Source organism: Paenibacillus tengchongensis (genome assembly GCF_008973665.1).
Taxonomy (GTDB): domain Bacteria; phylum Bacillota; class Bacilli; order Paenibacillales; family Paenibacillaceae; genus Paenibacillus_AQ; species Paenibacillus_AQ tengchongensis.
In genome coordinates this window covers 12,547-27,538 of record NZ_WACP01000011.1, presented here as the reverse complement: position 1 = coordinate 27,538, position 14,992 = coordinate 12,547, and the positions used below count along the sequence as shown (strand labels likewise).

Here is a 14,992-nt window from a genome sequence, read left to right as displayed (position 1 = left end):
GCCTACTCGCCCGATTTGACCGTTTCCTCCGCTTTTTCCGCAAAGCTGTTATCCACGATATCTGTGAGCGGTACACGTTCCTTCAGTTCCCCCGCATTCTCCATTACATCCAGCAGATTGTTCCATTCCTTCTCGTCGATGACGGGATTCCCAGCATACGTATCCTGCTCTTTGTAACGTTTGATTGCGGACACCACGATCGCACGGTCGGTATTCTCGAAATAAGGCAGCACCGCGTCGGCTATTTCTTCCGGACTATGAGCTTTAACCCACAGCTGCGCCCGCTGGATCGCGTTCGTGAATTTCTGCACGGTTTCTTTGTTGCGGCCGATAAAGCTTTCCTTGGCCATAAATACCGTATACGGCAAATATCCGCTCTCCACACCGAAGGAAGCCACGACCGCCCCGCGGCCTTCACTTTCAAAGATGGAAGCCTGTGGTTCGAACAGCTGCACATAGTCGCCTGTACCGGAAGCAAAGGCACCGGCAATGTTCGCAAAGTCAATGTTTTGGATTAGCGTAAGATCCTTCTCGGTATCGATGCCCTTTTGCTTCATCGCGAATGCGCCAGCCATCTGGGGCATTCCGCCTTTTCTTTGGCCAAGGTAGCTTGAGCCCTTCAGCTTCTCCCAATCGAAGCTGCTGTCTGCCTCGCGCCCGAATAAGAATGTCCCGTCCCGCTGGGTGAGTTGGGCGAAATTGATAACAGCGTCATCCGTTCCCTGCTGGTATACGTACACGGAGGTCTCCGATCCGACCAATGCGACATCGATCGCTCCCGATAGCAGTGCAGTCATCGTTTTGTCGCCGCCCGGGATGGTTTGCAGTTCAACATCTAGGCCTTCTTCCTTAAAGAAATTTTGCGACAGAGCCACATATTCCGGCGCGTAAAAGACCGAACGGGTCACTTCGCCGATCTTCACCTTTAACTTGGCAGAATCGTTGCCGCATCCGGCAAGGACGGTCAAACCCAAGGCAATGAGGCAGCAGAGCAGCAGCGGCTTTTTTCTCCTATTCATTCTGATTTCTCCTTTCATCCGGGTCTTGCGCCCTTGCTTGCAGCATATGCACCGGCCCAGAGAAATGTTAACAGGAAGGCTGCCGAACCGTTTGCATGGATAATTAAGCGGAATTATGCCTTTCCCGCGCACTGTAACCAGGCATTCGAACTATATACACGTTCCATAGAGCTGAATAAGTAAATAAATTAATGAAAATAAGAGGATTAAGGAGCAAAAAATACGTTTAACCTTAATATTAGCTTAAATCAGCTAAAAATCGTTGTATTCACCATGTGCAAACGTTTTACCTAATTAATGAATTCATCTAATATAGCAGTGAAGCGCTTACTCTATATAAATGAAGCAAGTATTCAGGAAGGAGTTCATCATTATGAACTTAAAGCACAGCCCATGGTCCCATTCGTCTCTGCGCAAATCGGCTGCCGCCTTGGCGGCAACAGCTTTGCTGCTGGCCGGCTGTTCCGGCAGCGGGAATCATCCGGACAAAGAAACTGCGCAAGCGTCAGACTCCGTTTCGGCGGCACCGGAAGTCTCTGTGGCCGCCAGCCCTGCCGCCGCCAGCAGTCCTACGCAACCTGCGTTAACCGTTGATGAGCAGCCGGGTACAGTCTATTACGAGATTTTTGTCCGCTCCTTCTATGATTCCGACGGGGATGGCATCGGCGATCTCCGCGGGGTGACCCAAAAGCTGGATTATCTGAACGACGGCGACCCGGCGACCACAGACGACCTCGGGGTCGGCGGCATTTGGCTGATGCCGGTCAATCCTTCGCCCAGCTACCACGGCTATGATGTAACTGATTACCGGACGATCAATCCCGATTACGGTACGCTGGAAGACATGAAGGAACTGATCCGGGAGGCGCATAAGCGGGGAATCAAGGTGATCATGGATTTGGTGGTCAATCATACTTCCAAAGAGCATCCCTGGTTCGTCGATGCTGCCAAAGGGGGCGAACATCGAGACTGGTACGTGTGGGCAGAGGACAGCGGCCGTACGCCATCAGGCTCAAGTGCCACAGGCAGCGGCAATCCATGGCATTCTGTACTAGGTAGCCATTACTTAGGGGTATTCTGGGACGGGATGCCGGATTTGAACTTCGATCAGCCCGAGGTTCGTACTGAGATGAAGGATATCGGGAAATTCTGGCTGGAGCTTGGGCTGGACGGCTTTCGTCTGGATGCCGCAAAGCATATTTATGAAGATCTCTTGTCTGACAAAAGCGAAGCGACCACAGACAAAAACGTCGCCTGGTGGCAGGAATTCCGCTCAAGCATGAACGAAATCAATCCCGAAGCTTATATTGTAGGGGAGGTTTGGGAGAATTCAGCCACCGCTGTGGGGGCTTATTTGGACAAGGCGTTTGATTCCGGCTTCAACTTCGGTCTGGCCGAGTCGCTGGTGAACTCCGCAAAGACAGAGACGAACAGCGGCATCGCCTTTACACTGGAGAGGACTTACAAGCTATACTCAACGATTTCCGGCGGTGCGTTCACCGATGCCATCTTCCTCAGCAACCATGATCAGAACCGGGTGATGAGTGTGCTGGCGAACAACTCCGATCACGCCAAGACGGCGGCGGCCATGCTACTCACCCTGCCCGGCAATCCGTTCATTTATTACGGTGAAGAAATCGGCATGCTGGGCGTGAAGCCGGATGAAGGCATCCGGGAGCCAATGGTCTGGTCGGCGGATGCGGCAAGTGCAGGAACGGCCACTTGGGAACCGGGCACCAATAACGCCGGGAACAGCGGAGGGGATGTAGCGAGTCAATCCGCGGAAGACGACTCGCTGCTGTCGCGGTACCGCCAGCTGATCGCTGCTCGTAGTGAAGTGGAAGCGCTGAACAGCGGTGATATCCGCGACTACGCGCTGGATAACAGCGGCATTATGGCCTTTGAGCGGATCAGCGCCAAGCAGCAGGTCCTGGTGGTGCACAATCTGAGCGGCCAGCCGCAGGAGATTGTGCTCCACAGCGGCAGCAATAACGTCACCTATTCCAAAGTGCTCAAGATGATCCCAGGCACAGCCGCAGTCGATGCAGGCAAGCTTACCCTGGGCCCTTATTCATCGGCTATTCTGGAGTAGTAAGCGGCTTACCGGCAGCAGACCCATTCGAACAAGGCTGCACTCATCTGCATTTTGGAGGCCGGGACCGCAACGATCCAGTCTTCTCCGGTCCGGCAGCTCATGCGCAGCAGCCATCCGCCTCCGGCATCCTCGATATAGCCGGCCTGCTGCAGATTCCAGCCGCTCCCGCTGCGCGAGCCAAGACGCAGCTCGCCGTCGGCGGTGCGGCATTTCAGCGCCCGGGCCAGCTGTGCCGAGTGCACGAGATCGCCGGTTTCGGCGGTAAGGCATTCGGCAAGAAAATACAGGGTGTAGGAACCCGCTTTCTCCTTCAGCTCCTCGTATCTGCGCCTGGACAGCAGCAAGGCCGGCGCCTCCGGCGCCTCAGTCTCGTCTGCATCCAGGCAGTTGAACAAATAGAAGCAAGCCCGCTTTATTTCAGCAGAGTCCCGCAAAACATAGGCAAAGGCATCCGCCTGCTGCAGACTGGAAACCAGCGTCTGATCTTTATGTACCTCTAGGCATACATCCTGTGTATAGTCGCCTTCTGTGTATGTTAACCGGCAAATCCGGTCTGCGGCGGATACCCTTTGCAGCACATCCTTTCCGGCTCCGTCCGGAAACAGAAAGTGCGCCAAATCCACCCCGTCGTTTGTTTTCACATTGATAATCCTTCCTGGCTTCTCGGAGAATATCCGGAAGTGGCCCAGAATTCATGAGCTCTATCTCTGAAACTTGCAATCTTTATGTTATCATAAGCTAATTTTAAGGTAAAATTAAGAAAAGCAAGGTATCATCTTATCATGAATTACTTGTAGCGAGGTGATTTCAATATGAGAACACTCATCACATTTCAGAACAAGCTTGTACCCGTGTATATCACTAGCGAAGATAACAAACAACCAACCCAAAAGGTGCTGCGCATCCTGAACAGCACGCTGGAGCTCAAATTCCAAAAAGGCAAAAGTGCCATTCAAAAATGTCTGAACTCTCTTATCAGTATAGAAATTAAAGGCTCTGAGGCTATATTGCACAGTTACAGTGAAAATGATTCATTGGCGCTATCCCTCTATTAACAGAGGGGTAGTTTTTTTGTACAGACATAGAGATAAAGAAGCTGTTTACATAATAAAAAAAAGCACATCGCCCCAGATGTGCCCCGCTCTATATATGGCCTTAAGTATTCACAGTGTATTTGTGCATCACTCAACATCAGCTTATCCGGTGTTTACGGTCCTCTTCTTTTTCCGCTTTTTGAATCCGCAGCTTGAACAACTGTACTAAGTTGCGCCGTGTATGCTCTTCGTGACAGCTGTCCAATTTTTTAATAATAAAACGGTCAATGGACATGTCAATCGCTCCTTTAACAGTAAAGGTTATTCGCCAGAGCGGAGAGGAAATGATTACCTGTCCCCCCTTGTATGACCTATATAACCGGGTCCCGCGCAGCTTAAACCTTGCCCAAAAACGCAAAAAAACCTGTCAAATCACCGCTACACTATATCTTGAGGCATTTAGCCGAAATCCCCAGCCTTATAAAGAATATGTGGTGGCTTTGCGAAGAATAGCAGGCTCCTGTCGAGGAAAACAAAATTTGTTTCGACCGCAGTTTACAAACGAAATATTAAATGCTATATTAAATATAGTTAGTAATAAATATATATTTGAGGAGAAACCATAATGTCTAATGTACTTTTTATCAAAGCCAATAACCGCCCCGCAGAGCAAGCTGTAAGTGTACAGCTTTACAACGCCTTCCTGGCCAGCTACAAGGAAGCTCATCCGGAAGATCAGGTTACTGAACTGGATCTGTTCGCCGAACAGCTTCCATACTACGACAACACCCTGATTACCGGTGTTTTCAAAGCGAACCAAGGTCTCGAAGCAACTGCCGAAGAAGCTGCAGGCGCTGCAACTGTAAGAAAATATATCGACCAGTTCCTGGCCGCCGACAAAGTAGTCTTCGCTTTCCCGCTGTGGAATATGACGGTTCCGGCAGTTCTCCACACTTACATTGACTATCTGAACCAGGCAGGCACTGCATTTAAATACACTGCTGAAGGTCCTGTTGGTCTGATCACCGGCAAGAAAGCCGCTGTCCTGAACGCCCGTGGCGGCGTATATTCCGAAGGTCCGGCCGCAGCTGCTGAAATGGCTGTGAACTTCATTGTCGGCAACCTGAAGTTCTGGGGCTTCCAGGACATTACCCAAGTGATCATCGAAGGACATAACCAGAACCCTGCCGAATCCGCCAATATCATCGCCGCCGGCCTTGATCTGGCTAAAGCTGAAGCAGCCAAGTTCTAATCTAGCAAGCTTGATGAAGATAAAAGAGGGGCATCCGTTCTTGCGACGGATGCCCCTCTTTCTTAATATTCCTCCAGTTCCCGCCGCCAGTTTACCTTCCGCGTCCTCGGCACCGCCGGTTTGGCCGCTGCAGCCGTCTTGCGCTGCTGCTTCGCTTCCTTGCTGCTCTGGTAACGCAGCTCCCGCTCTGTCTTGCGGAAATTCAGCAGCCGCTTCTCCTCCAGATCCCCGGAGGCGACGGCCGCCGTTACGGCGCAGCCTTCTTCCCGGTCATGACGGCAGTTGCTGTAACGGCAGGCTGCCGCCAGAGTGCTGATATCCCCGAACGCCAGGTCCAGACCACCTTCATCCTCCCACAGCTGCAGCTCCCGCATCCCCGGCGTATCCACAATAATTCCGCCTTCGGGGAGCAGGAACAATTCGCGGTGGGTAGTCGTGTGCCGTCCACGGCTGTCATCCTCCCGTACCTCCTGGGTCAGCTGAAGCCGCTGTCTGCTGAGCCAGTTCACCAGCGTCGATTTGCCGCAGCCCGAAGAACCGGTCAAGGCTACCGTCTGACCCGGCCGGATGTACGGCAGAAGCGTCTCTCTGCCTTCGTCCCGCAGCGCGCTGACGGCGTGTACGGCTACGCCGGGGGCAGCGTGCTCCATTTGGGTCATCCGTTCTGCCGCATCGGGACACAAGTCCGCCTTGGTCAACAGGATGACGGGCGTCGCGCCGCTGTTCCAGGCCATGATCAGATAACGCTCCATCCGCCGTACGTTATAATCGTCGTTCAAGGCGCTGACCAGAAACAGTGTATCCACGTTCGCAGCCACAATCTGCTCCTCCTGTGTCGTACCGGCCACCTTGCGCGAAATAACGCTGCGTCGGGCCAGCACCTCCTGGATGACGGCTTGATCACCGCTTGCCGGCAGCGCGGCCGCGACCCAGTCGCCGACGGCCGGGTAAGCGCCTTTCACCGTCAGTGCATACCGCAGCTTGCCGGACATTTCGCCCCACACCTCGCCCCGCATGGTCATAAGCCGGTATTTGCTGCCGAAATCGCCGACGACCCGTGCAGGCGCCAGCTCTTTGCCCGGCTGCCCGCAGGCTGCGGCCGCCCAAGTCTCTTCCCATTGTTTATTCCAGCCATAATCCTTTATACTCATCCAATTCCTCCAAAAAGTTTTTTTCGGGTTCTGCTACATGTCCGGGAACGCAAAGAAGCCGCCGGATTCGTTATTCCGGCGGCTTGAGCGTCACAGTCCTCCTGCCGGGAAAGGCAAGATCAGGAATGGTTCGCCCGCTGGCAGGGAATCCGGCCTCTCCCGATTGGAGAAACCGGATTCCCCGGCATACTTCAGAGTCATTGTACGGATAGCATCTCACTATCTGTAAACGCTGAATACAGCAAAAAGCCGCCGGAACACTAACGTTGTCCGGCGGCATGAAAGACCTTGCGAAAAGTTACAGCTTAAACGGAATCAATTCCGGCTAGACTGAACCTGTTCCCGGAGAACGCGTAAATACAACAGACAGGGGTGAAATTGCAGATAATACTGTCATATTACATCGTCTCCTTTCCATCATTTCTGCAGCAATCATACGACTTGTAGTGAAGAACTGTCAAGTGCGCTGATATATAACAGCAGTTGTAAGGTAATTAATGGTATTCATTTAAAAATAATTATATATCCATATAATCTTATTATCAATAACCATTTTAATATGTAAATAACATTTTTTAGTATATACTCTCTTCAATTCTTAGAAGGGAGGTGAATAATATGAAACGAGAAGAAGAAGAATTGTTGTTATCCATCATGAATATTACAGAAGAATGCGGTGCCATCTTTTCACCGGACAATAACAATATCAACATCAACTAACATGATTGCATCTGACAGCCTCCCCATTTACATAAATGGGGAGGTAACCTTTAATAATGGAGGCAATGCAATGCTAAAAACTGCACTTATATATCCTCCTATCAGTGACCCTACATCGGGCTATCATAGCCTATGCGCATTGGCAGCCTTTGCACAGCAGTTCGGGTTTGAAGACATTGATATCATCGACAGCAATATCGAGTCCTGGTTACATACTACGAGCCCTGAACAAATTGCAGCAACCATGTCAGCGATTGAGAACCGCTTGGAAATCTTAAAGAAACTGGATAACCCTTCAGCCATTGAGCAAATGGAACTATACTACGCCCTGAAAGTTCAAGGAATTGATTTTCTTGCTGAGCTGCCGTCAGCTATAAGCACCTTGCGGTCGGAAGCAGATTTCTTCGACTATTCTAAATATACCGTTGCTGTAGAAACCCTTTTACTCTGGATGGATGCCTTATCATTACATGCATTTCCGGGACAATTCAAGGGGTTTAGCCTGAACACCCACGGTTTCTATAATTTATTCAGCTCAGCGGATATCAGCGACCAGGCAATTACCGAACGAATATCCCAGCCTTTCAGCTCTTATTTTAAAGACGTGCTGATCCCGCAAATCCGGCATAACAATTATGCGCTTGTAGGCATCAGCATTACCTATATTGCCCAGATGCCGTTTGCCTTAAGTATGGCGCGGCATATCCGGACAAGCCTTCCGGAAGTAAGACTGATCTTTGGGGGTACGGCCGTATCGGATTTTTGGAAGTACATTCTCGACAAAGCGCAATTCCAGGTTATTTTCGAAAGCGCGGACGCCTGCATCATTGGCGAAGGGGAAAGTGCTTTTGTTGCGGTCCTTGACGCCTTGAACCATGATGCCCCGCTTCCATCGACTGCCAATATCGTGTTGATTTCCGGGAATTTCGCGCATCCTTCCGGTTCACTCCCGGAAATCCGATATGAGAATATTTGCTCTTTGCCTGTACCCGACTATTCGAAGCTGCCGTGGGACCAATACCTTTCCCCTTTTCCTTTTGTCTACTATTCCCCTTCCCGCGGGTGTTATTGGAACAAGTGCACGTTCTGCGATTATGGCCTGAATACCGATTCTCCCACCAGTCCATGGCGACAGTATACTGTCGAGAAAATCATGGAAGATCTAAGGACAATCACTGTCTCTTATAAATATATATACTTTTCGGTAGATGTGCTCGCCCCGTCCTTACTGTTAAAGCTGGCCAGAGCAATCATTGCAGAGAACCTGGATATCCGTTGGAGCGCTGAAATCAGATTAGAAGAATACTGGTCGCCGGATAAATGCGAGCTGCTGTATAACAGCGGCTGTATTGCCATATCGGTAGGCTTCGAATCCGGTAACCAGCGTATATTAAATCTGATCGATAAAGGAACCAAGGTGGATCGTCTGCAAGAGACCATTCAGATGTTCAGCAATGCAGGAATTGGTGTGCAAATCATGGGATTTACCGGTTTTCCGACAGAAACGATAGAAGATGCTTTAAGTTCCACCGCTGTACTGGAGCAAATCAGAGAATACTGGACCTTCGGAGGGCTTGGCCATTTCATTCTGACCAAAGGTGCCATTGTTGCGAGAGAACCGGATCGTTTCGGTATTACCGGCGTTCGTCCTTATGAGGGAGAAGATATTGCATGGAGGCTTCATTACAAGGACCAGGATGACTTACTTGAACATTTATCCCGATACGGCTCCAAAGAACTCACTCAAGCAAAAGCAGCCCTGACCGTCAATCATTTTGACCGGCCTTGGGTTGGCGGAGTAGATTCACCGCACACGATGTTCTATCATGACCGTTACGGGACCGACATTTTGAGGATTATCAGTAGTACGGGCAACCCCGAAGCTGCTGAAATGAGTATTTTAGAGCTGAATGGATATATCCTGGATCATGTACACCATCTTCCCGTAAATCAACTATTCAACAAAAAGGACTTGCAGAAATTTCATGATTACTATGAAAAAAGCGGCATAGCGATTACCGCCCAGAACTTCAGCGAGCTTATGGAGCGTTTTAAATCGGATAACAGCGAAGATCAGGCCGAACAAGAAGCACAGAGGCTATTTGTACGCCGGGATGGAACGGTTTACCCTTTTCCGGAGCCTATGATTGATTTCCTGCTGCGGTTTAAAAATGGTTTAAGCCTGCAGGACCTGCTGGCTCATTCCACACAGAAGGAGTTTCATACTAAGCTCTGGCATCACTGTATCCGCAACCGATTTTTGCGTGTAAGAACTCCCGAACCCGTTGTCGTAAATTTGGCTGAGGCATAAATATGTTAAGGCAGGAGGAAGAAATGAAAATGAAGGTCACACCGGCAAAACCTAACTACAGACTGCTGCTGAAGCTGAACCCGGACTTCCGCTTCCTGTGGATGGCCCGCACCTTCTCGTTCTTCGGTGATTCCTTATATAATCTGGCAATCAGCTGGCTCGTATACTCAATGACCGGCTCTTCGCTGCAGGTCGGGCTAGTGATCGTCACCAAGTTCCTGCCGGAAATGCTGCTCGGGTTATTCATCGGCGCTTGGGTAGACCGGCTGAACAAAAAACTGCTGATGCAGATCGCAGATGCCGCCCAAGCCATCCTCACCGGTATCCTTGCACTGCTGATGATTACCGGTCGACTTGAACTGATGCATATCTACCTGATTACGGTCTGCTTATCCATCACAGGCAATATATTCGCCACCTCCCAAAGCTCCTGGCTGCCTGAATTGATTGAGGATAAATCCTATTTGCTTACCGCCAACTCACTGCTCTCGGTCTCGCTGCAGATTACCCGCATCGTCGGTACCGTGGCTGGCGGGATCCTTGTAGCTGTCATTGGAAATTCGGGAGCGGTGGTTTGGGATGCGGTAACGTTTGTCATCTCCCTTTGCCTGATCCAATTTATTAAGAAACGCGGTAAATTTCAAAGAGAAGCCCGCCAGGATTCCACGTCAATCTTTACGGAAATCCGGGAGGGCTGGGGTTGGTTGAAGGGACAGACTGCTCTGCTCTTTCTTATCCTCCTCGGTACTCTGAGCAACATCGCACTCGGGCCGAGCAATGTTCTTCCGCCGATGCTGGTGCAAGACAGATTACACGGGGATTCTACGCAGCTGGGAATCTTCAATGCTTTCATTGCGGTCGGGTTGCTGTTGGGCGGACTCTTTATCGGGAGGATATCGCCCAAGAAAGTTGGCCTATGGTTTGTGTGCGGACTCGGGATTCAGGGCATCGGCATGTTCGTAATCGCCGCTTCGCCTGTCCTCTGGCTGGCGTGTGCAGGCAACCTGATCCTCGGTTTGGGGGTCACAGTAACCGTAATCCCAATGAGCACCCTGTTTCAGCTGCTTGTTCCGGCAACGCTTCGCGGAAGAGTCAACAGCATCACATCAATGGCATTTAACGTATCCATCCCTATAACTTACGGTGTGGTGGGTATCCTTGGTGATTGGCTGGGCGCGGGATTATGCTTTGGACTTGCGGCTGTGCTGTTTGGGGTCTGCCTGGCGATTGGCTTGTCCAATCCGCAACTGCGAAGCCTGAACCTGAAAGCCTTGCAATCCTCTGCACCAACTCAATCCAGTCTGTCTGTATAGTCCCGCTTTTAACCGTTAAACGCTCGCTCTCAGTTCGTCAAGCTCATGAATCGTCTTCCATGGGTGCACATCCAGGCTGTCATCCCAGGCATGATTCCGTTTCAGCCAGATGGTAGTCATTCCGGCCTTGCCGGCGCCCCAAATATCGTTGACGGGATGATCCCCGATAAACAAGGTATGCGCAGCCGCGGTCTCCATCCGTTCCAAGGCCAGCTTGTAGATGGCGGGATCAGGCTTGCGGATGCCCACCGCACCGGAAATGACGATAGCTTTGAAGTATTTGCGCAAGCCGAGCAGGTCGATTTTACCGTCCTGAATCGCTTGTTCACCGTTGGTCACCAGCCCCAGTACGTAGCCCTTGCTGCGGCAATACTCCAGCACATCAATAGCATCCTTCATAATTGCCCCATGTCCCGCATAATTTGTTTCGTAATAATCGCGGATTTCTTCCGCAGACAGCTTGGTGTCCCATGGCAGCACGTCACTGAGCTCTCTGAAGAAGCCGTTCTTGTCCCGGTATCCGTCCTGGTCCCGTACGATAATGTCTTCCACAACGCGCTGCGCTTCCTCCGGGGCGAGATGACCCAACTTGTCGCACACAAATTGCGTACTGAAGCCGCGGAAGGTAGAGTCGCGGTCCATCAGCGTGTTGTCCAGGTCAAACAAAATGCCTTTCATTTCTTCCATTGCCCAAGTCTCCTTATCCGCTGGTTTCGGTTTATTGTACTATGCCGCTGCAGACAAAGAAAAGACCGCTGCAGACAGAAAGGCATTGGTTTCTCCTTCTGCTCAAGCGGTCCGCGGGTACATCAGCGTTCATGTCTCAACCGAAATGCTCCGGCCGGTGCGTCAGCATCATCTCGTCTTCGGTAATGTAAAGCGGGAACGGCGGCGTTTCCTTGAGATAACGTTCCGTCGCCAGCAGCCGGTAATGCACCTCGGGCAGCCAGGCATCCTCGAGCAGCGGAAGTTTACCGGTGTCGCTGATGTAATTATCGACAGCAGTTTGTACCAGATCAAGATAGTAAGGTACCAGCTTGTCGGTTTCCTCGAAGATTTCATACGTTTCGCGCGACATATAGAATTTCTGCTCCGGCACTCCGCCCAGATAGCGTTTCAGCCGGCTTAAGTCAATGCTTTTATCATCCATAATTAACGCGGTCCGGTTAATGGGTGCGGGCATATCCGTTTCAAACTGGCGGACGGCCTGTTTCACCTGATGCAAAGTAACGGTTATCGTCTCAGGGGTTTTCTTGGCGCGTTTGAAGATCATACTGAATCTCTCCTTTCGAAGAATATGTCAGATAACGCTTACAATTCTATTTTATTCGTTATTCGGACAATATAATCAGACGACTTCGCATTTGTCACAAAAGCTCCTTAAATTTGAACCAATTATTTGACATTTTCCCAACGCGTCCACATCTCCGGCGGGTTCAGCTCATAGATTTCATTCTCACGGTACATAAAATGGTGCATAATAAACTCGCGGCGGATCGTGGCATAATCTTCGTGGAACTGTTGAATGAAAGCGTTAATCTCTTTCTCGGTGTATTCGGTACCGGGCTCCAGCTGCTCGGCCATATGCTGCAGGGCGATCAGCTTCTTCTTGTATTGGGCAGGAATCTGCCGCAGGCGGCCATCCTTGGCGAAGAAATTGCGCAGCACTGAATCCTTCAGGCTATTCTCCGGAGACAGCGACTCCAGCTCCTCTGCACCTTTGGCAAAAATAAACTTCAGCGAGGCCTCCGATCCTGCGCGGATAAACTCCGGGTTCAGCGAGAAATACACGGTGTTCTTCTCCCTCCGCTCCTTGATCAATGCGGCTTCACGCAGCTTGGCGGCATGATGCGTCACCGTCGGCTGCGACAGGTTCAGCTTCTCAGCCAATGCCTGGCCGTGCAGCTCCCCCTTGGACAGCAGCAGCAGCAGCCGCAGACGGGCCGGATCGGCCAGCGCTTTATGGTAATTGACGATTTTATCGAGCTGCATCGGAAACACTCCCAAGAATTGTATAATGGTAGTCGCAGTATATAGTTTAGATATATATCTAATTATATCTTATTTTTAAACTAATGGCAATGAGCCTCGGCGGTATTGGCAAAAATTTAAGAATTGCGGTACGATTTATACTGCGATTCAAATCACCCGGGGAGGTCAGTATAAGCATGAAAGACGTTATTATTATCGGGGCCGGCCCGTGCGGCCTCTCGGCTGCCATCGAATGCCAGAAGCAGGGGCTCTCTTCGCTGATTATCGAGAAGAACTTTATTGTCCATTCGATTTATCTGTATCCCGTGAATATGCAATTTTTCAGCACCACCGGACTTCTGGAAATCGGCGAGGTGCCGTTTACTTCACCCAACGACAAGCCATACCGCCACGAGGCTCTGGTCTATTACCGGCGTGCCGCGGAGCAGCATGGTCTGGAGATTGCGGCCTATGAAGAAGCGCTGAGTGTGGACAAGCTGGAGGACGGCAGCTTTAATGTACATACCGTGAACAACAAGGGGGATCGCCAGAGCCGCCGGGCGGCTCATGTGGTCATCGCCACCGGCTATTTCGACCAGCCGAACCTGATCGGAATTCCGGGCGAAGACCTGCCTAAGGTATCGCATTATTTCGGCGAAGCCCACCCCTATACCGGAATGAAGGTTGTCGTCATCGGCGGCAGCAATTCCGCCGTAGATGCGGCGCTGGAGCTGACTCGCGTCGGAGCCGAGGTCGATATGGTCTACCGCGGAGCGAGCATCTCGGACAACATCAAGCCGTGGGTACGGCCGATCTTCGAAAGCATGGTGCAGAAGGACAAAATCAGGCTCCATCTGCAGTCCCGCGTAACCGAAATTACGCCGGGCTCGGTAATGATTACCGGCGCGGACGGAGAGACTAGTGAAATGGACAATGATTTCGTCTTGGCGCTCACCGGCTTCCGTCCAAGCCGTACCCTGCTCACCTCGGCAGGAGCGCACATGAACGATGAGCAGGACAAGCCTCACTTCAATCCGTCTACGATGGAGAGCAATATAACGGGACTGTATGTTGCCGGAGTTATTGCCTCCGGCCGCAATGCCAACGAGGTCTTCATTGAGACCGGCCGGGGCCACGGCAAGCTGATTGCCGATCATATCGTATCGAAACGGTTATCAGGCAGCTGAACACCTAAGAAAGGATGCACCCTCTGATGGATCTCACCTCACTTCTGCTGCTGGCATTTGCAGCGCTTGGCATCCTCAGCAGCAATACACCGATTACGGTGGCCATGACCGTGCTTCTGCTGCTGCGGGTGCTCGGGCTGCAGCAGACTTTTCCCTGGCTGGAGAAATACGGGCTGACCGTGGGCATCATCATCCTTACCATCGGCGTTATGACACCGCTGGCCAGCGGCAAAATTCCGCTCAGCACGGTCTGGCACTCCTTTCTGCACTGGAAGTCACTGGCCGCCATCGGCATCGGCATGCTGGTTGCCTACCTTGGCGGACGCGGAGCCACCCTCATGGGCAGCCAGCCCACCGTAGTCGCCGGTCTCCTGATTGGCACTGTGCTTGGCGTCGCACTCTTCAAGGGAGTGCCCGTCGGGCCGCTGATCGCGGCCGGCATCCTGTCGCTGCTGATCGGCAGAATTTAATCCCAATTCACATGCAGGCAATAATCAGGCTCCCGTCCGCTGCTGAGACAGATGGACGGGAGCCTGATTTGCCGATGGTTGATGTTATCTAATATTGGAAATTTTTGTGTTAAAAACAAGGTCATTATGATAAGATAGTAGTAGCAATAGAAGCGCTTACAAGGGCGGACAGCGCATCTTCCGGCAGGGAGGTGATGCTCTGTGGAGGTTAAAGACGCTTTGTCGCTCATGATCAGCTTTGGTGCGCTTATCGTCGCCCTGATGACCCTGGTCGTGACCATCGTCGTTGCCAATAACCGAAACATGAAGAAATAGGCCGCCCTTGAACGGGTCAGCGGCCTATCTCACAGAGTGTTAAACCGCGTTCGTTCTGCTTCCGCCTCTTTAGGCGGCTGATTGCTTAAAGGGAGCCGTGTTGGCGCACGGCTCTCTTGGCGGTGCTTTTACTACATACACTATACCACACCCG

At 51.4% G+C, this 14,992-nt stretch carries 16 protein-coding genes; 9 read left to right on the top strand and 7 right to left on the bottom strand.

The features are described from left to right. Window positions 1-2: 2 nt before the first annotated feature. Window positions 3-1,019, bottom strand: a complete 1,017-nt coding sequence (locus tag F1381_RS18175) for an ABC transporter substrate-binding protein (protein ID WP_151736266.1) — start codon at window positions 1,017-1,019, stop codon at window positions 3-5. 373 nt (window positions 1,020-1,392) lie between these two features. Between F1381_RS18175 and F1381_RS18170 the strand changes: the two genes are divergently transcribed. Beyond that, complete coding sequence (locus tag F1381_RS18170) at window positions 1,393-3,111, top strand: alpha-amylase family glycosyl hydrolase (RefSeq protein WP_151736265.1); 1,719 nt, start codon at window positions 1,393-1,395, stop codon at window positions 3,109-3,111. An 8-nt stretch (window positions 3,112-3,119) separates the two neighbouring features. On the opposite strand, the gene F1381_RS18165 is transcribed toward F1381_RS18170, so the two are convergent. After that, the gene (locus tag F1381_RS18165) at window positions 3,120-3,755 is read right to left on the bottom strand and encodes a hypothetical protein (RefSeq protein WP_151736264.1); all 636 of its coding nucleotides are present in this window, start codon (window positions 3,753-3,755) and stop codon (window positions 3,120-3,122) included. A 171-nt stretch (window positions 3,756-3,926) separates the two neighbouring features. Between F1381_RS18165 and F1381_RS18160 the strand changes: the two genes are divergently transcribed. Further along, window positions 3,927-4,169 (top strand): hypothetical protein, encoded by a 243-nt coding sequence (locus F1381_RS18160; protein WP_151736263.1) that lies wholly within the window; start codon window positions 3,927-3,929, stop codon window positions 4,167-4,169. Between the two features lie 136 nt (window positions 4,170-4,305). Here the strand turns inward: F1381_RS18160 and F1381_RS28405 are convergent, their stop codons facing one another. Next, window positions 4,306-4,443, bottom strand: a complete 138-nt coding sequence (locus F1381_RS28405; protein ID WP_187355438.1) for a hypothetical protein — start codon at window positions 4,441-4,443, stop codon at window positions 4,306-4,308. Here F1381_RS28405 and F1381_RS28400 point away from each other — a divergent pair. Both F1381_RS28400 and F1381_RS18155 read left to right on the top strand, forming a co-directional pair. After that, the gene (locus F1381_RS28400) at window positions 4,436-4,774 is read left to right on the top strand and encodes a hypothetical protein (RefSeq protein WP_187355437.1); all 339 of its coding nucleotides are present in this window, start codon (window positions 4,436-4,438) and stop codon (window positions 4,772-4,774) included. The genes F1381_RS28405 and F1381_RS28400 overlap by 8 nt on opposite strands. Further along, a complete protein-coding gene (locus F1381_RS18155) occupies window positions 4,774-5,400 on the top strand; it encodes an FMN-dependent NADH-azoreductase (RefSeq protein WP_151736262.1) in 627 nt (208 codons plus the stop codon). Before F1381_RS28400 ends, F1381_RS18155 begins: the two co-directional genes overlap by 1 nt. 62 nt (window positions 5,401-5,462) lie before the next feature. Here F1381_RS18155 and rsgA read toward each other — a convergent pair whose 3' ends face one another. Next, window positions 5,463-6,551 (bottom strand): ribosome small subunit-dependent GTPase A, encoded by a 1,089-nt coding sequence (gene rsgA, locus F1381_RS18150; RefSeq protein WP_151736261.1) that lies wholly within the window; start codon window positions 6,549-6,551, stop codon window positions 5,463-5,465. 790 nt (window positions 6,552-7,341) lie between these two features. On the opposite strand from rsgA, the gene F1381_RS18145 reads away from it, so the two are divergent. Together F1381_RS18145 and F1381_RS18140 are read left to right on the top strand one after the other, a co-directional pair. Further along, window positions 7,342-9,582, top strand: coding sequence for a B12-binding domain-containing radical SAM protein (locus F1381_RS18145; RefSeq protein WP_187355436.1), 2,241 nt, complete (start codon window positions 7,342-7,344; stop codon window positions 9,580-9,582). Between the two features lie 23 nt (window positions 9,583-9,605). Beyond that, window positions 9,606-10,895, top strand: a complete 1,290-nt coding sequence (locus tag F1381_RS18140; RefSeq protein ID WP_187355435.1) for an MFS transporter — start codon at window positions 9,606-9,608, stop codon at window positions 10,893-10,895. A gap of 15 nt (window positions 10,896-10,910) precedes the next feature. On the opposite strand, the gene F1381_RS18135 is transcribed toward F1381_RS18140, so the two are convergent. The 3 genes from F1381_RS18135 to F1381_RS18125 form a co-directional block, all read right to left on the bottom strand. Further along, a complete protein-coding gene (locus tag F1381_RS18135) occupies window positions 10,911-11,582 on the bottom strand; it encodes an HAD family hydrolase (protein WP_151736258.1) in 672 nt (223 codons plus the stop codon). A gap of 136 nt (window positions 11,583-11,718) precedes the next feature. Then, on the bottom strand, window positions 11,719-12,168 hold the full coding sequence (locus F1381_RS18130) for a DUF3939 domain-containing protein (protein ID WP_151736257.1): 450 nt from the start codon (window positions 12,166-12,168) through the stop codon (window positions 11,719-11,721). 122 nt (window positions 12,169-12,290) lie between these two features. Continuing rightward, window positions 12,291-12,887, bottom strand: a complete 597-nt coding sequence (locus F1381_RS18125) for a DUF2087 domain-containing protein (protein WP_151736256.1) — start codon at window positions 12,885-12,887, stop codon at window positions 12,291-12,293. A gap of 176 nt (window positions 12,888-13,063) precedes the next feature. Here F1381_RS18125 and F1381_RS18120 point away from each other — a divergent pair, with 176 nt between their 5' ends. The 3 genes from F1381_RS18120 to F1381_RS28395 all read left to right on the top strand — a co-directional run bounded on the left by F1381_RS18120 (window position 13,064) and on the right by F1381_RS28395 (window position 14,838). Then, window positions 13,064-14,053 (top strand): YpdA family putative bacillithiol disulfide reductase, encoded by a 990-nt coding sequence (locus F1381_RS18120; protein WP_151736255.1) that lies wholly within the window; start codon window positions 13,064-13,066, stop codon window positions 14,051-14,053. A gap of 26 nt (window positions 14,054-14,079) precedes the next feature. Further along, window positions 14,080-14,523, top strand: coding sequence for a DUF441 domain-containing protein (locus F1381_RS18115; protein WP_151736254.1), 444 nt, complete (start codon window positions 14,080-14,082; stop codon window positions 14,521-14,523). A gap of 201 nt (window positions 14,524-14,724) precedes the next feature. Then, window positions 14,725-14,838 carry a putative holin-like toxin gene (locus tag F1381_RS28395; RefSeq protein ID WP_187355434.1) on the top strand — a complete coding sequence of 38 codons (114 nt, stop codon included), beginning with the start codon at window positions 14,725-14,727 and terminating at the stop codon, window positions 14,836-14,838. Window positions 14,839-14,992 lie beyond the last annotated feature (154 nt).